General features: G+C 43.1%; 18 protein-coding genes. 4 read left to right on the plus strand and 14 right to left on the minus strand.

Annotated elements, in window-relative coordinates:
- The first annotated feature begins 9 nt into the window (after window positions 1-9).
- Together ilvD and ACT3QN_RS00620 are read left to right on the plus strand one after the other, a co-directional pair.
- Entirely contained in the window at window positions 10-1,896 is a 1,887-nt protein-coding gene (gene ilvD, locus ACT3QN_RS00615) for a dihydroxy-acid dehydratase (protein WP_444521969.1), read from the plus strand.
- Between the two features lie 245 nt (window positions 1,897-2,141).
- Complete coding sequence (locus tag ACT3QN_RS00620) at window positions 2,142-3,389, plus strand: cation:proton antiporter (RefSeq protein ID WP_444521968.1); 1,248 nt, start codon at window positions 2,142-2,144, stop codon at window positions 3,387-3,389.
- 54 nt (window positions 3,390-3,443) lie between these two features.
- On the opposite strand, the gene ACT3QN_RS00625 is transcribed toward ACT3QN_RS00620, so the two are convergent.
- The 4 genes from ACT3QN_RS00625 to ACT3QN_RS00640 form a co-directional block, all read right to left on the minus strand.
- On the minus strand, window positions 3,444-4,868 hold the full coding sequence (locus ACT3QN_RS00625; protein WP_444521967.1) for a serine hydrolase domain-containing protein: 1,425 nt from the start codon (window positions 4,866-4,868) through the stop codon (window positions 3,444-3,446).
- A gap of 206 nt (window positions 4,869-5,074) precedes the next feature.
- A complete protein-coding gene (locus tag ACT3QN_RS00630; protein ID WP_444521966.1) occupies window positions 5,075-5,638 on the minus strand; it encodes a beta-lactamase hydrolase domain-containing protein in 564 nt (187 codons plus the stop codon).
- Window positions 5,639-5,697: 59 nt separating this feature from the next.
- Window positions 5,698-6,615, minus strand: coding sequence for a MaoC family dehydratase (locus ACT3QN_RS00635; protein WP_444521965.1), 918 nt, complete (start codon window positions 6,613-6,615; stop codon window positions 5,698-5,700).
- A 325-nt stretch (window positions 6,616-6,940) separates the two neighbouring features.
- Complete coding sequence (locus ACT3QN_RS00640; RefSeq protein ID WP_444521964.1) at window positions 6,941-8,341, minus strand: 3-oxoacyl-ACP reductase; 1,401 nt, start codon at window positions 8,339-8,341, stop codon at window positions 6,941-6,943.
- A 545-nt stretch (window positions 8,342-8,886) separates the two neighbouring features.
- Here ACT3QN_RS00640 and ACT3QN_RS00645 point away from each other — a divergent pair.
- Window positions 8,887-10,344 (plus strand): acetyl-CoA C-acetyltransferase, encoded by a 1,458-nt coding sequence (locus ACT3QN_RS00645; RefSeq protein ID WP_444521963.1) that lies wholly within the window; start codon window positions 8,887-8,889, stop codon window positions 10,342-10,344.
- 259 nt (window positions 10,345-10,603) lie between these two features.
- Window positions 10,604-11,617, plus strand: coding sequence for a polyphosphate kinase 2 (gene ppk2 / locus ACT3QN_RS00650; RefSeq protein WP_444521962.1), 1,014 nt, complete (start codon window positions 10,604-10,606; stop codon window positions 11,615-11,617).
- A 153-nt stretch (window positions 11,618-11,770) separates the two neighbouring features.
- On the opposite strand, the gene ACT3QN_RS00655 is transcribed toward ppk2, so the two are convergent.
- The 10 genes from ACT3QN_RS00655 to rsmG form a co-directional block, all read right to left on the minus strand.
- On the minus strand, window positions 11,771-12,118 hold the full coding sequence (locus ACT3QN_RS00655) for a PilZ domain-containing protein (protein WP_444521961.1): 348 nt from the start codon (window positions 12,116-12,118) through the stop codon (window positions 11,771-11,773).
- 111 nt (window positions 12,119-12,229) lie between these two features.
- Complete coding sequence (locus ACT3QN_RS00660) at window positions 12,230-13,360, minus strand: DNA polymerase III subunit delta' (RefSeq protein WP_444521960.1); 1,131 nt, start codon at window positions 13,358-13,360, stop codon at window positions 12,230-12,232.
- A gap of 104 nt (window positions 13,361-13,464) precedes the next feature.
- Entirely contained in the window at window positions 13,465-14,277 is an 813-nt protein-coding gene (gene kdsB / locus ACT3QN_RS00665; protein WP_444521959.1) for a 3-deoxy-manno-octulosonate cytidylyltransferase, read from the minus strand.
- Window positions 14,278-14,326: 49 nt separating this feature from the next.
- Window positions 14,327-15,457: a tetraacyldisaccharide 4'-kinase gene (gene lpxK / locus ACT3QN_RS00670; protein WP_444521958.1), complete on the minus strand. Its 1,131-nt coding sequence runs from the start codon at window positions 15,455-15,457 to the stop codon at window positions 14,327-14,329.
- A 66-nt stretch (window positions 15,458-15,523) separates the two neighbouring features.
- Complete coding sequence (gene msbA, locus ACT3QN_RS00675) at window positions 15,524-17,311, minus strand: lipid A export permease/ATP-binding protein MsbA (protein ID WP_444521957.1); 1,788 nt, start codon at window positions 17,309-17,311, stop codon at window positions 15,524-15,526.
- Between the two features lie 75 nt (window positions 17,312-17,386).
- On the minus strand, window positions 17,387-17,818 hold the full coding sequence (locus tag ACT3QN_RS00680) for an ExbD/TolR family protein (protein WP_057759437.1): 432 nt from the start codon (window positions 17,816-17,818) through the stop codon (window positions 17,387-17,389).
- Between the two features lie 64 nt (window positions 17,819-17,882).
- Window positions 17,883-18,608, minus strand: a complete 726-nt coding sequence (locus ACT3QN_RS00685; protein WP_444521956.1) for a MotA/TolQ/ExbB proton channel family protein — start codon at window positions 18,606-18,608, stop codon at window positions 17,883-17,885.
- A gap of 100 nt (window positions 18,609-18,708) precedes the next feature.
- Window positions 18,709-19,860, minus strand: coding sequence for a ParB/RepB/Spo0J family partition protein (locus ACT3QN_RS00690; protein WP_444521955.1), 1,152 nt, complete (start codon window positions 19,858-19,860; stop codon window positions 18,709-18,711).
- Window positions 19,861-20,018: 158 nt separating this feature from the next.
- The gene (locus ACT3QN_RS00695) at window positions 20,019-20,798 is read right to left on the minus strand and encodes a ParA family protein (protein WP_444521954.1); all 780 of its coding nucleotides are present in this window, start codon (window positions 20,796-20,798) and stop codon (window positions 20,019-20,021) included.
- Window positions 20,799-21,036: 238 nt separating this feature from the next.
- Complete coding sequence (rsmG, locus tag ACT3QN_RS00700; protein ID WP_444521953.1) at window positions 21,037-21,753, minus strand: 16S rRNA (guanine(527)-N(7))-methyltransferase RsmG; 717 nt, start codon at window positions 21,751-21,753, stop codon at window positions 21,037-21,039.
- Window positions 21,754-21,830: the final 77 nt, after the last annotated feature.

Here is a 21,830-nt window from a genome sequence, read left to right on the forward strand (position 1 = left end):
GAATATCACATGGATTATCGCTCAAAAACCTCTACCGGCGGTCGTAATATGGCAGGCGCGCGCGCATTATGGCGTGCAACCGGCATGACTGACGGCGACTTTGGTAAGCCAATCATTGCGATTGCTAACTCTTTTACCCAGTTTGTACCTGGTCATGTGCATCTAAAAGACCTTGGACAACTGGTCGCACGCGAGATTGAGCAAGCAGGCGGCGTTGCAAAAGAGTTCAATACTATTGCGGTCGACGATGGCATTGCGATGGGCCATAGCGGTATGTTGTACTCGCTACCAAGTCGTGATTTGATCGCTGACTCTGTCGAGTATATGGTGAATGCTCACTGTGCAGATGCGCTAGTATGTATTTCTAACTGTGACAAAATCACTCCAGGTATGTTGATGGCCGCAATGCGCCTTAATGTTCCAGTGGTATTTATCTCAGGTGGTCCAATGGAAGCGGGCAAAATTCTAGCCAGTACTGTTGGTAAGAGCCATAATACCGATGGTAGTGATAGTAGTGCTGTTCGCAAACTTGACCTTGTCGATGCGATGATGGACGCCGCAGATGATAGTATCAGTGATGAAGACGTCGCCGCTATCGAAGCTTCAGCCTGCCCTACTTGCGGGTCGTGCTCCGGTATGTTCACTGCCAACTCAATGAACTGCTTGACAGAAGCTTTGGGCTTAGCCCTACCAGGTAATGGCTCACTATTAGCCACTCATTCATTGCGTCGCGAGCTATTCTTAGAAGCTGGTCGTACCATCGTATCACTTGCCAAGCGTCGCTATGAGCAAGATGATGATTCTGTACTACCACGTTCTATCGCTACCAAAGCCGCTTTTGAAAATGCCATGAGCTTAGATATCGCTATGGGCGGCTCAACCAATACTATTTTGCATCTACTTGCTGCTGCCAACGAAGCAGAGATCGACTTTAAGATGGCTGATATCGACCGTTTAAGTCGCGGTGTACCTTGTCTTGCAAAAGTAGCGCCTGCCTCACAGAAGTATCATATGGAAGATGTGCATCGTGCTGGCGGTGTCTTTGCATTGTTGGCTGAGCTCAACCGTGCTGAGTTATTAAAAACTGATGTACCGACCATCCATAGTGCAACGATGAAAGAAGCGATTGAGAAATGGGATATCATGAACCCTGACAATCATGAAGCACGTGCGCGCTTCCTTGCAGCACCTGGTGGTATACGTACCACAGAAGCATTTTCACAGTCACAAGAGTGGGCCAACCTCGACGTCAACCGTGAATCAGGATGTATCCGTAGTGCGAAACATGCCTACTCTACAGACGGCGGCTTAGCCGTACTATATGGCAATATTGCCGAGCGTGGCTGTGTGGTCAAAACCGCAGGCGTCGACGAAAGCATCTTAACCTTTACTGGTCGCGCACGTCTATTTGAATCACAAGACGATGCTGTTGCTGCGATATTGGCCGATCAGATCGTTGCAGGCGATGTGGTCATCATCCGTTACGAAGGCCCTAAAGGTGGCCCTGGTATGCAAGAAATGCTATATCCAACGACGTATCTAAAGTCGAAAGGATTGGGTAAAGAATGCGCATTGCTCACCGATGGTCGTTTCTCTGGTGGTACATCAGGCCTGTCAATTGGACATGCCAGTCCAGAAGCTGCTGAAGGCGGTGCCATCGGCCTAGTTGAAGAAGGCGATACCATTCATATCGACATTCCTAATCGCACCATTAACATGCAAGTCAGTGATGCAGACTTAGCTGCGCGCCGCGAAGCTATGGAAGCACGTGGACGTGATGCGTGGAAACCTGTCAGCCGTGAGCGTTATGTCACGCCAGCATTGCGTGCTTATGCCGCGATGACTACCAGTGCCGATACTGGCGCCATACGTGATGTGAGTCAAGTTGAGCGCTAAGCTGTAATACCTAAATTCCCAAAAAATACTGGTAAAACTATATAGAGCCTGCGCAATGCAGGCTTTTTTTCACTAAAAAACAACGCAGCTGTCATTTTGATAACTATTTTTTGCGGTAATTATTTTATTTTGGCGTCATGATAAAAGATATCGATGGCTAAATTTATCTACAATTATTAATTGTCATCGGTATTTAGAATCACCTTTTAAAAAACCCCTTAAAACATAATGACGTGCGTGACCTTATGATCGAAAAATATAATTTATTTTTATTAATCTGCGGGATTGCCTTTTTGCTAGGGGCATTATTTCCTGTTATTTTTAAGCGCACCTCTATTTCATTACCGATGCTTCAAGTCAGCTTTGGCCTAATAATGGGCTACTGGTGGACGTCTTTATCTTTTTTAGACCCACTTGATAACGGCTTACTCATCGAAAAGTTGACTGAAATTATCGTATTGGTCTCATTGGTTGGTGCTGGTATTAAAATTGACACGGACCTGTCTTGGCGATTATGGCGACCGACCGTAAGACTACTACTTATCACCATGCCGATTGGTATTTTTGCGATGGCAGTCTTGGGTTATTACGCCTTTGGTTTGACATTGGGCGCTGCTATTTTGTTGGGTGCGGTACTAGCACCAACCGACCCTGTCTTAGCTTCTAGCATACAAGTCGGGCCTCCCAATACAGGTGGTGAAGACACACCGCGCTTTACCTTAACGTCAGAGGCCGGATTGAACGATGGTCTGGCTTTTCCGTTTGTATATCTAGCAATTAAGATCGCAGAAGCGTTCAGTGAAGGCAAAGCCTTTACCTATGAGATGCTATGGTCGTGGTTCACTCATGACGTTTTGTGGAAAATTGGCGCAGGCGTCGTGGTAGGTGTATTGGTTGGTAAAGTATTAGCCAAAGTGGTTTTTTCTAAACATACCCGTGAGACAACTATCTCGCAAGGTTATGTGGTTATTGCGTTGACACTACTAGCATATGGTCTTGCCGAATATGTACACAGTTATGGCTTTATCGCTGTGTTTGTGGCTGCATTTGCGTTTCGTCGCTCAGAGTGTGAGCACACTTATCACCAAAAACTGCATGATTTCGCTGAACAGTCAGAAGGCTTGCTGATGTCGTTAGTATTGGTTATTTTCGGCATGTTCCTTGGTCAAGGGTTGCAAGCAGACATAGAGCTGACATGGCGTGTCTATATCGTTAGTTTTACCTTTCTACTACTTATACGTCCGATCGGTGGATTTATTGCCTTATCAGGATTGAACCTGCCTCGTACCGAAAAATATGCGATATCGGCTTTGGGTATTCGCGGTATTGGCACTTTGTACTACTTGTCTTACGCTCTCAATCAAGGGTTTTTTGCTGATGAAGATGCGCTTAAACTATGGATTGTTTGTTCGATTGTCATTCTAACCTCTATCTTTATCCATGGTCTAAGCGCTTCGAGATTGCTCAAAATGACACCAAATAAGCAGCATTAGAATTAATGCTGCTTATATTTGAAAAAAATCAATTCGCGATTAAAACTGGCATTATTAAAGTATCTCTTCTACCCAGCTCAAGATCGCCTCTGTCAATGCAAACTGACGAACGTCATTGAGCATAGTGGTATCAAAATTATGGATAAAAGCAAATGATAGTTGGCGCTTAGGATCGCACCAAGCGACCGAGCCGTTATATCCTATATGCCCAAACCCTGATAGTGCTGGGCTCATTCTCTTATCCGTATCGTCTTTTTTGGCATGTAAGCTAAATAATCTATGGTAGCCTAATCGCCATTTCATAGCCGCTGGCATAACCGCATCTAAACCCTCAACTTGCGGAGTAGCTAACTGCTCAAAAGTGGCACTATCAATCAGTGTTTTTCCTTGCCATACACCACCATTGGCTAGCATTGCATAGATTGTTGCCAGTGCCTTAGCGGAAGCGACACCATTTGCCGCTGGAATGACAGCCTGTAGAGTCTGACGGTTGTGGTAATCAAGCGCTTGCTTGCCAGCAGGTATCAGCGCCGCCTTATAGTTTTTTAGATTAAGCTGACTGGTATTAAAATATAAGCTATTGATACGCGCCGTATTTAAGATAGGTTGTACGTTATCATTGTCAGAGCTATCTAGCTTTCCATCAAGGCTACTCTGTGTCTCAGCTGCACGATTGTCACTTAGCATTTTCTGTTGCCAGCAATGGTAACTGGGTAAGCTTGCATAAGTACGTAAGGTTTCCTGAGAGTCCACTTTCAAGGTTGGTTTTTGGCGTCTCGACTTCAATTGAGAGCTCGTATCTTCTGACTCCTCGAAATCTTTGGCCAATTTTGCCACCTGATCTACTTTACTATCTGGCACACCAAAGTAGCAGCTGTCGGCAATCCCTAAAGGCTCAGTTAGGTACTGGCTCAGTGCTTCAGCGAATGATAGATTCGTGACCGCCTCTAATACGCCGCCTAATACCCAGCCATAGACCAATGCACTATAAGCGCTGTCGTATTTGATAGCATCTTCAGGAGAAGTGATGGGCATCGATGCAATATGGCGTAGCATCGTATCCCAATCGAGTACCGTTTCACTATCGACATCAATACTTTGAATTGAAAATAAATTAGCCTGATGTGACATGATTTGTCGTAAGGTGATTTTGTCTTTGCCGTTTGCAGCGAACTCTGGCCAGTAATGTGCAATAGGTTTGTCATATTCAAGCAGCTGCTGCGAAACAAGCACATGAACCAACGTTGCCAACACCCCTTTACCAGTAGAAAAATTAATGGCCAACGTATCAGGCTGCCACGGCACATCAGAACGCGCCATACCTGTACCGGCTTGTGCTATACACTGGCCTGCCTGATACACTACTACAGCCCCACCAGCGGGTGCGTCATCAAGCTGTAAATCTGTCAGTAATTGCTGTAAGTTTTTCTGAATATCCATATTCGTAGTTGTATTAGGATGTTCTGTATTATGATCCATTATTACCTTGCTCCAGTGATATAAACTATTCTACTTTTGAAATGAGTTGTTCTTAGACTATATAAAATATTTGGACCAGTATAAATGAATTTTGAACCAATAAAAAAGGCCACCTATTGGTCGCCTTTTTTATTATTTATTTAGATAATATTTTGAGATATTGCTAGCATCTAAAACAGTACTAGTGTTCAATATAACAAACCTGATTAACGCGGTACTAGCAAACGGTTATGAACTTCTTGTTCAAGCTTAGCCAAACCATGACTGCGTCCACGTTCCATCGCTGTATCCATCTTACGTCCACGTAACCATCCTGCCCGCAGCGCAATTGCAGCTCCTACCCTGTTACCAGACCCACAGTGCATCGCGACTTTTTTGCCGTGATGTTGACGTAACACATTATCAAACGCCAATATCTTAAGCTGCTTTAGCTCTTTAGCACCGCTGATAGGCAGGTGTTCATAATACATACCTGCTTGCTCAACTACTGACGCCTCATCAAAGCTTAACTCGTCATCAGGCTGCAAATTAATAACCAACTCGACGCCCGCTTTCGCTAAAGCAACGACCTTCTCGTTATTTAATGCGCCGCAAACAATAGTATTTGCGTCTGGACGGAAATAAGGCTCAAAGATAGCAGCTAAATCAATGCCATTATCGGCACTGATATGAGTGTTAGCGCCGCTATCGTTAGCAGCGACCGTATCCAAGCTATCTGTTTTGTCTGCGTCTATCGCGTTTTCTTCTGAAGGCATGTTTTGTGAAGTCATAATAATAAATATGTACGTTAAATATGGCTGTTAGAGTAGAAGTTTTATGATGCTATATACTACTTGCTGTCGCTCTTTAGTGTTACCACTCCCGCTAGATGCGGTTTATTGTTTTTAGAGCTATACAGTCCGAACTCACAAGTATCGTCTATGTTTGTAAGCTGGGCTACTGGCTCAGCAATCAACTCTACTTCGGCTGGCAAGAAGATAGGTAATTTAAATGAGACGTCAATCGTGTAAGCGTCAGGCAGGTCACCCATCAGGGCAAGGCACTTCGCTTTTGACCACATACCGTGTGCAATCGCTTTTGGGAAACCAAATGCACGTGCTGATAGCGGATGTAAATGAATCAAATTAAAATCACCTGAAACAAAGGCATAACGACGACCAATATCTTCTGGCACTTCAAAAATACTATGAGTACCTTCTTCATTTACTTCTAGCTTAACCACTGCTGGACGCGGTGTACTTTTTTTATCTTTGCTGCTACTAGGCTTTTTGCTACGTGATAAATAAGTTGACGTCCCTTCCCAAATAATCTCATCTTCTGATTTTACGATAGTCACAAAATCAAACTGCTGACCTTGGGCATGATCGCGTAAATTATCAAAAGTGACCGACATTGCTACCGTTTCACGCTCACCGATCGGACGATACTGGGTTACGCTATTGTCGACGTGAACAAGACCTAACATGGCAAACGGAAATGGCTCTTTGACCATCATATTCATCTGCAACGTTTGTGACAATACCGAAAAGTAAGTTGCTGGTACTTTACCATCATCAGCAAAACCGCAAATGTTGCGATAGTCGTCTAGGTTTTCTTGATCGATATGCAAGTCATCTACATAGTAAGTAGATTGTGGTAATTGATCTCTACTGACCTTATCAGCATTTCCAATTGGTAATAAGCTTTTAACAATATTGGCGTAAGTGGTGTGCGCCTTTGGCAACGCATCATAATGTTTGTCTGACATAAGTACTTCCTAAGTGTGGCTTGAACAAGTTCTTTAACGTATATAAAGACAATCTGCAGTCATTGACTAAAGCCTACTATTAAATCATCTAATAAGCATTAAATTTAATCAACCTCATGAGTATCCTTAACAGCAAAAAATAGTTTGGCTATTGGTTCTTGTGTTTTTACCATAAAAAAGCCACCCTTGGGCAGCTTTATTACACTATATAAGAGATTATTTCGTAAGCATATGTGATACAAACGAGAAATAATAGGTCATATCATACAACTGCTTTCTCTATCTGCACCTTATTTTCTCACACATGCCTACTTATTAATCAACATTATGCACCAAGTAAACTTTGACCACAGACGCGAACCGTGTTGCCATTTAGACCACCAGACGCAGGTGAGGCAAACCATGCGATAGTCTCAGCCACATCTACTGGCAAGCCGCCTTGGCTCATTGAGTTCATGCGGCGACCAGCTTCACGAATAGCAAATGGAATGGCTTCTGTCATTTGTGTTTCGATGAAACCAGGAGCGACTGCATTGATCGTCATGCCCTTAGCATTGTCTTCTAATTGTTTGGCAGTTGCATTAACCAAACCAATGACACCTGCTTTAGAAGTGGCATAGTTGGTCTGACCCATATTACCCGCAATACCTGAAATTGACGACACACATACGATACGTGCATTTTCTTTTAATACGTCATTATCCAGCAAATAGCGATTCAATCTAGCGATACTACCTAAGTTAATATCGATAACCATGTTCCACTTTTTCTCATCCATCTTAGCCAACGTCTTATCACGAGTCACGCCAGCGTTATGAATAATTGAATCTAGGCCGCCACGCTTCTGGGCAGCATCAGCAATTTCTGCACCAGCGTCTTCACTAGTAATATCTACGGTCAAAGCCGAACCGCTGATTTCGCTAGCAACTTTCTGTAGGTCAGCTTGCTGCTGCGGTACGTCAAGACAGATCACATGCGCCCCTTCACGAGCCAATACACGAGCGATTGCTTCACCAATACCGCGACTTGCGCCAGTCACCAGCATAGTCTTACCGCCCAAAGGCTGGTTCCAGTCAACATCAACTGAACTGCCTTTGCTGACACGTACTACTTGTCCTGATACATAAGCTGAACGAGCTGAGGTGAAAAAGCGTAGGGTTGAATCTAGGTTTTGCTCTGAGCCTTCTTCAACATAAACTAGCTGTGCTGTGATACCGCGCTTAAACTCTTTACCCACTGATTTCACAAAACCTTCAAGCGAGCGCTGAGCCATTGCTGCTTCAATATCAGTGATATTCTCTGGCGTACGACCAACCACAACCACACGGCCTGATTTTTCTACGCGGCGTGCAACTGTGTGGAAAAACTCATAAAGTTCGTTTAGCTGTTCAGCATTGCTGATATTGCTGGCATCAAACAATAATACTTTGAATTGATCGTCGCCGCCCGTGTTGGCTTTTGCTTCTACGCCTGCATCAGCAAGTGCGTCTTTGATGTCATCGCTGCTATTTACATATACTTCAGCATGGACATCTGACAGAATGCGTGCAACAGACTCGCTGACACTTTTATCATCGCCAGTAGCACGTCCAACCAATACACTACCGCGCACCAAACGCTCACCGCTTTCAAAACGATCAAGCGTCGTTGGCATTGGTAAGCCTAAATTTTTTGCTACTTTTTTGCCAATAGAAGATTGAACAAAATCACCATAACGGTCTGACATAATATAGTCCTTATAATTAATGATTCGTATAATAATAAAAAATGCAATGGATCTATTATATAGAGACATTGACATCGTAATTATTTAAATTTAGTAAATCGCCTCAAAACTAGCCTAACTATACACTTCCCTTATAAACAAGTCCAAAAACAGACAATGTCTACAACAATCTGTAAACAAGTCAGTATACAAGCCAGTCGCTTTTAGCAACGTTAAGCGCCACTATAACATGTTAAAATCCGACCTATAAGTTATGGCATACTTAATTATTGATAACAATATATTATCAAAAATACTGCTATGCAATGCTAACATTTCTTACTAGCCAGTCTATTAGAACGATGCACTATGGTCATCAATCTACTACTGACCTTATATAAGCGTCACATAGTTTGCTAAAGAGATACATTAAGTGCATAAAAACGCCTTATGAGAAACAGCTGCATTGCGTAATAAATGATAATATTTGCTTGTATAAAAGAATTTAATCATTTTTTATTATTACCTCTCAATTTTTTCTACCCATACTTTTTAAGGATAATATTATGAGTAACAAAAACAATCATCCAGATAGCCCTGTTGTTGAAAGTACGGTTGTTAAAGCGACGGATACAAAGTCTGATACGGCAAAAAAAGAAACAGCTGTCGACGAAAAAGTAGAAACTACTGCTGCTAAGAAACCTGCTTCAAATAACAAAACTAGCGCAACTAAGCCTGCTTCAAACCTGAATCGTGTTGCTATTTTGGGTGGTAACCGCATTCCATTCGCACGTTCAAACGGATCATACGCTGATGTTAGCAACACAGACATGCTGACGGCCGCTTTAGACGGTTTGGTTGAGCGTTATAACCTACAAGGCGAAACAGTAGGCGAAGTGGTATCTGGCGCAGTCATGAAACTTAGCCGTGATATCAACCTTACTCGTGAAGCTGCGTTGAATACTGCGCTAAACCCACATACGCCAACGTATGATATCGCACAAGCTTGTGGTACTGGTCTGCAAGCAACATTTGCTTCTGCTAACAAGATTGCACTTGGTCTAATTGATTCAGCAATCACTGGTGGTGTAGATACTACGTCTGACGCCCCTATCGCTGTCGGCGATGGCCTACGCAAAGTACTGATCAAACTTGGTGCAGCAAAGGACAATAAACAACGTCTAAAAGCACTCATGGGCCTAAATCCAAAAGACTTAATCGATTCACCACAAAACGGTGAGCCACGTACTGGTCTATCAATGGGCGATCATCAGGCGATTACTACACTTGAATGGAATATCAGTCGTAAAGATCAAGATGAGCTTGCTTTTAACAGTCATCAAAATCTAGCACGCGCTTACGACGAAGGGTTCTTTGACGACTTGATCACACCATACAAAGGCCTGACTCGTGATAATAATTTGCGTCCAGATACTACATTAGAAAAGCTGGGTAAATTAAAACCAGTATTTGGTAAAAAGAATGCCAACCCAACGATGACTGCGGCCAACTCTACACCGCTTACTGACGGTGCTTCTTGTGTACTATTAGGTACTGATGAGTGGGCAAAAGAGCACGGTCTAAAGCCACTTGCTTATATTGTTCATCAAGAAACCGCAGCGGTAGACTTCATCGGTAAGTCTGGCACCACAGAAGGCTTACTAATGGCGCCAGCTTATGCGGTACCACGCATGCTTGAGCGCGCTGGTCTGACTCTACAAGATTTTGACTTCTATGAGATTCACGAAGCCTTTGCCTCACAAGTACTATCAACTCTAGCTGCTTGGGAAGATGAGAAGTTTTGTGAAGAGCGTCTAGGCTTAGATGCACCGCTAGGTTCTATTGATCGTAGCAAGCTAAACGTAAACGGTTCATCACTAGCAGCAGGTCATCCATTTGCAGCAACTGGTGGTCGTATTTTAGCGACTGCTGCTAAACTATTGGATCAAAAAGGTTCAGGCCGTGCACTTATCTCTATCTGCGCAGCCGGTGGTCAAGGTGTAACTTGTATCCTAGAAAAATAAGCTGATAGCTTACATAACTAGGCATTAATTTTTTTAGACTTTTACGGCACCCTCTAATTACGCATTAGAGGGTGCTTTTTTATGTCACGACTGTGGCGATTTTACATTGGTACTAACTAGTGTTTTGACCGTACTACACGCACTAAAAATACTCAAAAACACAATAATAAAACGTGACCAATCGATAGCTTGAGAAATAGATATGCTAAAGTAAAGAGAGGTAATAATAAAACAATAACGATATTCATGAGGAGCTTCTATGAGTAAGATCCCGTCAGCCATCGAACCCACACCGTTAACACCGCAAGAGCAACAAGAGCTTAGTTCAACTGAACAAACCAGCTTTGTCGCTCGTATGGATAAAGAAATATTTAATGATGAATTGCATCGTAAGATGCGAGAAGACCTGATCGATACTTATGATGAAGAGCTAGAGAACGAGATAGATGATTACGTACGTGATTTCCGTTTTGATGGACGCGAGATGAGCGAACAAGAAAGATTAAATCGGCGCACCTACTTTCAAGAGTTAGTAAGATTACAGCGCGAGCTTATCAAGCTGCAAGACTGGGTAGTTGCACGTGGTGAACGTATCGTTGTGATATTTGAGGGTCGTGACTCTGCTGGTAAAGGCGGCGCTATTAAGCGCATCACCCAACGATTAAACCCACGCGTATGCAGAGTGGCTGCCCTACCTGCTCCCACCGAGCGCGAGCAAACCCAGTGGTACTTTCAACGTTACGTGGCGCACTTGCCAGCAGCAGGTGAAATCGTACTGTTTGACCGTAGCTGGTACAACCGCGGAGGCGTTGAGCGAGTTATGGGCTTTTGCACTGACGCGCAATATGAGGAGTTTTTTCAATCGGTACCAGAATTTGAGCGCATGCTAGTACGCTCAGGAATTCGTTTGGTAAAGTACTGGTTTTCTATTACTGACGATGAGCAACATTCGCGCTTTATGAGCCGTATTCACGATCCATTAAAACAGTGGAAGCTCTCACCGATGGACTTACAATCACGGCGGCGCTGGGAAGATTATACCAAGGCGAAAGAAACCATGTTTGAGCGTACCCATATACCTGAGGCACCATGGTGGGTTGTTGAAGGCAATAATAAAAAACGTGCGCGACTAAATTGTATCGCTCACCTACTTGACCAAATTCCCTATAAAGAAGTCCCTCGCGATGAAGTTGAACTACCAGAGCGTAAACGCGACGATGAGTACTATCGCGAACCTATCCCCGATGATATGTATGTACCGCCTCGCTATTAAAATACTAGCGCCTACTACTATAAAAAATTAAGTAAACTAGATCTAAAAAGCAGCCTCACTAAGCAATAAGGCTGCTTTTTTATATTAATAACTTAAAAACCACAGTCAAAGTCATTAAAGATACAGATGTGGTTTCTAGATACTACCTAGATATTACATAGTATAAGTCGATTGCAAGCTATCAATTTTTCCAGCTAACAAACGCTCAACTTCATTCTTAATTCTCTGACCAGAGACATCACTACCAATTTGCACAGCAAACCCTGCTGGGCGAATGCCTTGAGTCTTAGAGTTAATCCAAACAACCTTGCCATTCATTGGTAGACGTTCACTAGAGTTGGGTAGCGTGATAGCAATAAACACTTCATCACCCAATTGCTGAGGTTTATCGGACGGTACAAATAAAGCACCATTACTGACAAATGACAAATAGCTGGCATACAATATTTCGATAGTTTCATAATGACAGGTTAAAATCCCGCCACGTCCTGGCATTGCCATAGTCAGCTTCCTTTATCAACTGAGTCTAATGTATTTGTATAAATAACTGATAGCATATAGATAAAAATGATGGCAGATTTTCGAACACTAATTAAGCGTTAAAGCACGGCTCTATAAGCTTGCCAACTCTTGCATTAGCTTATCATAGGCAAATTTTTCTTGCACATTTTGTTGCAGTTCGATTTTGGTCTGCTGTATGCTATTGGCAAAAGCCGCTAACCTGCCATCAGTAGGTTGATAAGCAGCCAATATCGTCGATAGACTGACATCCTTTTGTAGCTCACTGATCCCCAAACAGACACGGCGTATATCAAGGAGCATCAGCTCAGACAGTTGTATAAATTCTTTGATATCGAGCTGTCCCTGCCAATAATCACTTGCCGCCACACCACTACGTTTACCACTACGTAGTGCCTGCCACGTGGTCAGCCATAGGCTACGCTTGCTATACCATGGTGCTTGCGCTAAGGTTATAGCAGCTAACGGCGCACCATTGGCCAATTGTAGTAACTGCTTAATTTCAGCGGTGCCAACAGCTTCACGGTTAATCGTATGACCTAACGTCTGCGTCACATAGTCAATAGCAACAGTTGGCTCAATTGTCTGTAATGCCAATTGTTGTACACGACTTTTAATGGTTGGTAGTAGCTGAGCAGGCGTATCACTAATCAAAAACAGATGCACCTGTGCTTGCGGCTCTTCCAATGTTTTAAGCAGTGCATTAGCAGCAGCTACCGTCATTTGCTCGGCGTGATCTAACACACAGATACGTATCCCATTCCCGCCTTGATAAATAAAAGGCTGCAAGGCACGAATATCATCTATTTTGATTTTAAGAGCACTATTACTAGTGGTTTTGGCACTTTTTTTATCTTTTGCGCTACTTGATTTGTTTTGAGGCGTATCGCTATCCGTACTGGTCGGCATACTAATGAATGGCAATACTTGCAAGCTCGGATGAGTTCCCGATTTAAGCCACTGACAGCTCTCACACACTCCGCAAGCACCTAGCGGATGTGCACCTCGCTCACGGCATAATAACCAGGCGACCAATCTCCATACAAAGGCGCGTTTGCCCATACCTTGCATACCAGCCGCGAGCAATGCATGCGGCAAAGACTGCTGCTTAAGTACTCGCTCGGTCAACTGCAACCACAATACTTTTTGCCATGGTAATAGTGGCCCAAAATACATACGGTCTGTGTTATCTAGTGCGTCCATATTTCCTGTCAGATTATTCATGGTTATGGCTTTATCACATTGATTAGGTATTTCAGGTATATCCACGACAACGATACTTTAGAGTTGTAGGAAACTTAGAATCGTACGCAACTTTGCTAAGATTATTACTTATTAGGATTTTGAAAGTTATCTAAGCTCATCGCGTTTAGACGGTCTAAATCTTCTTGTGTGTCGACACCAGCTGGTAACTGACAGGCAGCTTCTGCGATAGCGATATGCTGACCATTTTCTAAAACACGCAACTGCTCTAGACTCTCGAGTGTCTCAAGTGGGGTTTGTGGCCAGTCTACGAACTGCTGCAACAGACTGACACGATAAGCGTATAAACCCAAATGGCGATAGGCGTTATTTGGTAATTGCATCTGATTATTATCAGCTAATACCACATCACGATCACAAGGAATTGGAGCGCGGCTGAAATACAGCGCACGCTGTAAGTTGTCAGCATATTGACTAACTACTTTTACTACCGATGGTCGCTGGAACGTATCATAATCATTGATAGGCTCACACAGTGTGGCCATCACGCTATCCTCGTCCGCTAACAAAAGCGCCTGTACTTGCTCCAAAAGCAACGGCGGTACAAGAGGTTCATCTCCTTGCATATTCACCACGATATCATGGTCAGCCCAGCCTTTAATAGCTGCTACTTCTGCCAGGCGATCTGTACCTGACGCATGCTCGCTACTGGTCATAACGACATCAAAGCCTGCATCAGTACAAACTTTTGCAATTTGCTCATCATCGGTCGCTATACACATATCATCAGCAAAAATAGCGGTTTGCGCTTTTTCTGCTACCCAAAGTATCATCGGCTTACCATGAATATTTAGCAATGGCTTACCAGGTAGTCGTGTACTCTTAAAACGTGCAGGAATCACGATATGAGTTTTGGCGGGTGTGGTAGCAAACGACATGGTATGTTCCTATCAAAATTATAAGGCGATTTAAAATATTAGTGGTTATCTATAATGAGGCTGACTTATTCATATCATGGTCGATACAAATCCCTAGCGCCTTTAGTTGCTCATCTAGATTATTGTAATTATTCTCAGATAGGATAGCCGTTACCGGTAATACCCACAGTCTACTGACAAGCTCTACATACTGTTCACTGAGTACTTGTGTCGCTGTATAGTCTGCCAATAATGCTCTAATTTTCACCGCGTCTTTACTGGTCACGATGATAGGATGACCACCATACTGCAAAAGCTCAGCTAAACTAAAATCATAATGGTCAGGATATGGATGCCCTATGACCTCAAAACCAATAGATTCCAAAGTATCAAAAAACCGCTGTGGATAACCGATACCACTAACAGCATGGACTCGGCTATTATTAGCAGGTTTAATATTATTTGATTGAGCATCGTTCGATGTAGGGGTCCATAAACGTTGTAACTCATCAGCTTGTAAGTGCATGGTCAAACGATCAGCAGACTGTATCTTATTACCACTTATAGAAGTCCGAGTTAAATCTGTATCTGGTTTTTCATGATAAATAACATTTGCACCCTCTAATCGTGACAGTGGCTCACGTAAAAACCCTGTTGGTAGTAGTTGTTCATTACCAAACCCACGGGCGGCATCTACCACAATCCATTCGATATCCCGCTCAAGTGCATAGTGCTGCAAACCATCATCCGCAATCACCAATTGCAAATCGGGCTCTGCATGTAACAGAGTAGCAATCGCTTGCTGGCGATTGGGGCACACTGCCATAGCAGCGCCTGTCATATGAGCTATCAGGCACGGCTCATCTCCTACGACATAGGGTAAACTGGTGGTACTAACCAATGCAGGCATTTGACTCGTATCACCACCATACCCGCGACTGATAATCCCTACTTTAACGTCTTTTTTTTGTAGATAAGTAACCAGAGCAATAATCAGCGGCGTCTTACCGCTGCCGCCCACACTGATATTACCAATAACCATCACAGGAATAGGTGCTCGATAGCTCGATAACAGTCCAATTTTAAAAGCTTGACGACGCAGCATGGTGATAAAACCGTACAACCAACTGATAGGTAGCAACAACCACAACCAAACAGCTTGACGTTGCCATGCGCGGGTAATTGTGGTTTCAATACTCATTAATCAATATCGCTTATCTTATTGGTTCATCGCTACGTAAAAATTGGCTGAAAACTTCTAAACTGACTACTCAAAATCTCGAGCATACATTTGCGCATAGTGACCTTGCAGCTGCATTAGCTCATCATGCGTTCCCAACTCAACAATCTGTCCGCCATCCATCACAGCAATACGGTCAGCTGATTCGATAGTTGTCAATCGATGAGCAATGACCAATGTGGTGCGGTCTTTCATCACATTATCGAGCGCTTGCTGAATATAGTACTCTGATTCGTTATCAAGCGCACTGGTAGCCTCATCTAAAATGAGAATCGGTGCATCTTTTAGTAACGCCCGAGCAATAGATAGTCGCTGTCGCTGACCGCCCGATAGTTGTAATCCTTCAGCACCAATTTCACTCTGATAGCTGTTTGGCATTTTCATAATAAAATCATGAGCGAAGGCGTCTTTTGCTGCTTGCTCCACCTCAGCTTGAGTCTTGTCAGCTAAACCGCCGTAAGCAATATTATTAAATACAGTGGTGTTAAACAGTACGACTTGCTGGTTCACCATCGCAATCTGGGCACGTAGACTCTTTAACTTAATATCTTCAATCGGCATACCATCTAATGTGATTTGTCCTGAAGACGTCTCTAGAGTACGTGTTAATAAATTGACTAATGACGATTTTCCCGCGCCACTTCGCCCCACCAGTGCAACTGTCTCGCCTGCTTTAATATTCAAGGTAAAGTCACGTAGAGCAACTGTCGAGTCTGGATATACCAAGCTAATATTATCTAACGACATTTGCCCTGATAGTGCTTTACTAATCGTACCTGTATCTTCTTCTTCTGGTTCATCAAGTAACGCAAAAATTGACTCGCCAGCAGCCAGACCTTTTTGCAGCTTCTGATTGATATCAGTCAGTGAACGTACTGGCTTACTCAATAAACCTGCTGCTGCAATATAAGAGATAAACTCACCTGCTGAAATATCATTTATCACTGCAGGTCTCAGTGCAAGCCAGATGACTACTGCCATCGCCATCGCCATTAATAGCTGTACGGCTGGGGTATTAATACTATTGGTAACAACCACCTTCATACCTTGGCGTAAGTTTTTCTTTGATGTTTTATCAAAACGTGCTGACTCGTATGATTGTCCACCGTAGTTTTTAACTACTTGATAGCCACCGATGACTTCATTGGTAATATGACTGACACTACCCATCGTCTCTTGAATACCTTTAGAAAGCTTAAGATAGCGCTTTGACGCAATGCGAATTAACCATAGTATCGGAGGCAATACAACAAATAGAATAAGCGTTAGCCGCCAATTGCTATAAAACAAAAAACCAATCAATGCAACAACGGTCAAGCCATCACGTAGCAAGGTTTTCATTGAGTCGGTGCTGGCAGCTGTGACCTGCTCAACATCAAATATCAATTTTGATGAAATCGTACCTGCTGGATTGGCCAAATAAAACGAGCTCGGTAAGCGCAGTAATTTGTTAAAAACTTCTACGCGTAGTTCATAGACCAAATTGCGTGAGACCAATGCAGAATAGTAGTTACCCAAAAAGCTACCGACCCCGCGCACAAAGAATAGCAATATAATCAGTAGCGGAAACAGAGCTTGTTTGCTTTGATCATTCTGATTGATAGCATCTGTAATATATTGCAGAAGCTTGGCAGTCCAAATCTCTGTCCCTGCATTAATCGCAAAACCTAAAGCGGTCAATAGTAGCGCCCACCAATAAGGTTTCAAATACCTTAATAAGCGTAGTAACGTTTTACTCTTAGGCGTAACGGGCGATACTGCTGATGCGCTTTTAGCAGAAGATTTTTTAGAGTCAGGTAAATAAGCTTGGCTCATAAAAGCCTCAATTTGGGTATCGTGGTATGAATGGACTGTGTGTCACACAGTTTTATAGTGGTGAGACTGTATATATTACTGCGGTAAAGTTTGGCCAAGTGGTACCACTGTACTGATGTTTAAGTTTAAAAATCCGAGCTTTCCGGCGATATCCATCACTCGTACCACAGACTGATGGGTCGCGTTGGCATCCGCTGCAATAACAAATAACATATCGCGATTGCTGCCCGCCTCTTGCTGCAACATACTGGTTAGTTCAGCCTCATTACTACTAGCAAGTGTAATACCATTAACCAAATAACTGCCATCTTCTTGCACAGCTACTTCGATACTATTGTTTTGCTCTGTCAGCGCAACACCTTCCGCTTCAGGAAGGATAATATTTAAACGACTAAAATGATTGAATGAGGTAGCAAGTAATAAAAATACAATCAAAAACAGTAAACAATCAATCATCGGTGTTAGATTAATTTCAAGCGGTTCAACCGTTGGTTTTCTAAAACGCATATCAATCTCTTTAATTCAGCTACCATTTATAGGCTCAAGACTTCTATCTTTAAAACCGCATTTACTATACTGCCGCGATATTAGTTTTATCTGAACTTAACTCTCTAAATGAACGGTCTTGTACAAGACTATCTTCTATTACCATATGACTAGACGATGGAGATGCCTGAGTGCTAGCAAACAACTGATAATCGTACAATTCTTGGATCATAAGCCCTGCTTGAGTCTCAAACTGAGCATTAATATCAATGATACGGCGCTGAAAATAACGATAAGCAACAAGCGCAGGGATAGCAACAATCATACCAGCAGCTGTGGTAATTAAGGCTTGTGACACACCAGCGGCCAGCATCGTTGGATCCTGCATTGCTCCATCGGTAATCGCCAGGAATGAAGAAATAATACCTAATACCGTACCTAATAAGCCAAGTAACGGGGCAATCGCACCGATAGTACCTAGCATATTGATATTCTTTTCTAGCTGATGAACTTGTACACTGGCACGATTTTGCATGTGCATCGTCATCGACTCTAGCCCATATTCACGATAGAGCAAACCCGTTGCCAAGATATCACCAAGCGCAGTCTTTTCTTTTACATTCATTAACTGCGTGCGGCCAATATCGCCATTTTCACGTAAACGAGTTATTAGCTGTTCGCGCAACCTGTTAGGAGCGACTTTGTTAAATTGTAGCGTATGACTACGCTCGATGATGATGACTAATGCCAATATAGAACAGACAACGATAGGTGTCATCAGCCAGCCACCTGCTTTTACCAACTCCCACATACTCACTCTCTTCCATATTTTTGCAAAAACAATCACTACAAATTAGTTACTACAGTGGCGATTTAGCATCTGAATAGCTACAACTAACTCACTAACGTTATTAAGCCTGAGCTTCTATGTGTTTAATCAAAGCCGCCAGCTGATCTTGATTGTGGAAAAATATCTCAACACTACCTTGACCATCTTTTTTGTGTTTTAGTTTGACTTCAGCACCGAGCATGTCTGTCAATCTTTGGGTCAAGCGCTCGGCATCACGAGACTGCGCTTGTTCAGCACGATTGATTTTGGGCGCTGGCTGCAAGATTGATTTAACCAATTTCTCAGCTTCTCGCACGGTCATACCGCCATCGATAATCTTTTGCGCGATGATAGGTTGTTGTTCAGACGATAGTGCCAAAAGCGTACGAGCATGCCCCATATCTAGCGCACTATTGGCTAAATGATCTTTCACTGTATCATGCAGCTGATTTAAACGAAGCAAATTTGATACCGTCGTACGTGCCTTGCCAACGACTTCGGCGATCATGGCGTGACTCATACCAAACTCAGTATGAAAACGCTGCAACGCTGCTGCTTGCTCAATCACTGATAAATCTTCACGCTGAATATTTTCAATCAACGCCAGTGCAATTGCCAACTCGTCAGATAAAGCACGCTCAATCGCGGGGATAACCGCTTTTCCAGCCATTTTTGCTGCGCGCCAGCGGCGTTCACCAGCGATAATTTCGTGAGTAACAAATGCTTCACTCTTGTCTTCATTTGCCAATAGCGGGCGGATAACGATAGGTTGCATCACGCCATGCTGCTCGATAGAAGACGCTAACTCTGCAAGTGCCGTTTCGCTCATATCCCTGCGAGGTTGGTATTTACCCGCTTGCAACAGTGTCACATCAATCTGTACAAGGCTAATCTGGTCTTCGGTAGCACTCGTATCTGTACTATTGCCACGCGATTTGTTGAGCGTCGCTTTGCTAGTAGCACGAGATGAACGTGGCGCGCGAGCGCTATTTTCACTAGTAGCATCGTTGTCAGTAGTCTTTGCAGTTGATTTTTTACTGGCTTTTGTCGGGCTAGCATCAGGTGCTATATCTACCGACACAGTATCTACAGGCTCATTGATATCTGGCGCAGCACTATCACGCACAGTCATATCGTCTTGCAAGGCAGAGGCGGTAATTTGCTTTTCTTTTTTGATTGACCCTAATAAGGCATCTAAGCCCCGATTAGCAGCCAACCCTCTTTTCTTCGCCATGATTACCTATCCTCTAACGCTAAAATAAAAGCCAATTAATTACTGATACGGCTTACTAAATACAATATTAAGTGCTCTATATTTATACTGTTCATTCATTATCGTGACCAGTGACGCTCTTTATCTAAAAATCCTTTGTGAGAGATTTTAGCTAAAAGCTAGCTACTTTGCTTCATCACTTCAGCGGCCAGCTTTTGATACGCGCGTGCACCTTTTGACCACCTCTCATACGCAATAACTGGCAAGCCATGCGCAGGTGCTTCTGCTAAACGAATGTTTCTTGGAATATGTGTCTTATACATGATATCGCCAAAATGTGCTTCTAGCTCAGCAGACACATCACGGGTAAGCGTGTTACGCGCATCAAATAGCGTTCTAACCACACCACGAATATATAGTTTAGGATTTAATTCTGTTAGACGTTCAATCGTTTGTGATAAGTCAGCTAGCCCTTCTAGTGCATAGTACTCACACTGCATAGGGATAATCACACTATCTGTAGCAACCAACGCATTAATCGTCAGCAGATTCAAACTAGGTGCACAATCGATAATCACATAATCATATGGCTGTTTTTGCGTAGATACCTGATCGTTCACTAGTTCAGCCATCGCAGTTTTGAATAGCTCATGACTGTCCGTCTTGCTCATCAATGTAATGTCCATACCAGCCAAATCGCGATTGGCACCGATAACATCGAATCCTGCGGGGCTAGTGACAATTACTTCAGACAATGCCACGCCATCCAGCAAAACGTCCGCTATGGTAAGTTCTAGCTCGTTTTTATCAACACCTGTACCACTGGTCGCATTACCTTGTGGGTCTAAGTCAATCAGCAGTACGTGCTTGCGTTTAGCAGCCAAGCTGGCGGTCAAATTTACTGCCGTTGTGGTTTTACCCACACCGCCTTTTTGATTCGCAATTGCTATGATTTCCATACACTCACTCAATTTTATTAGGGACTATTACTTTTGACTCGGTTGGTACGATTATTTTTATTTAATCTTATACAGCTGCACTCACTCAGCATTTAAAAACAAGCAGGTTATGGTCTAAAACGCTCAGTTTGCAGTCGAGCATTTTAAATGCTTTTAAATACTATGTCATTTAGATACAGACGTAAACTGTGTTTCACAAAAAACAGCGACTGTTTCATGACTGCGAAGTATTCATGGCTTAACTATCTTTAGCAGACATTTCGATTAAGTGACGGCTGTCATGCAAACGTGGCACCGTCAGTTTAATGGTTTTGATATGCCAATCGCTATCGAGTGCTCGCAGCTCTTCTTCACTCGGCGCTTTGCCTTTCATAGCACATAAGAAACCACTATCTGCTAATCTTGGCTGCGCTACTTCTACAAAATCTATCAAACTGGCAAACGCTCTTGATGTCACCACAGCATAGCTTGCTTCGTGCGCTTCAATACGCGACGCGATTGGCTGCATATTACTCAAGCCAAGCTCGCTGCTGATTTGCTTAATAAAACGAATTTTCTTCTGATTGCTATCAAGCGCAGTACACTGACGCTCAGGCTGACAAATGGCAATAATAACTGCCGGCAACCCTGCTCCCGTGCCGATATCTAACAACGATCCAGCAGGCAAATGCGTTATAATAGACAGACAATCTATCACATGCTTGATCAGCGCTTCTTCTGGATCAGTGATGGCGGTCAGATTATACGCTTTATTCCATAATAAAAGCTGGTCTAAGTATAATAATAACGTGCGCTGCTGTGTTTCACTTAACGATAGACTTAGCTCATTTATCGCTTGCGCCAAGATATTGGCTAGCTTTGGCAATTGTGAACCAAGCTTTACGAAACCAGTCGGATCAATATTGATATTACCCATGCTAGCAGACAATGAAGAGTTTTTAGCGGAAGCTGACATACAACGAGTTATCCAGTTTTGACTTGTGAACCGTTTATTTTATCATGCAGTCTGCCCATTGAATAGTTGCAGATTGC

It is taken from the genome of Psychrobacter sp. AOP7-C1-14, from assembly GCF_052376135.1.
Lineage (GTDB): Bacteria > Pseudomonadota > Gammaproteobacteria > Pseudomonadales > Moraxellaceae > Psychrobacter.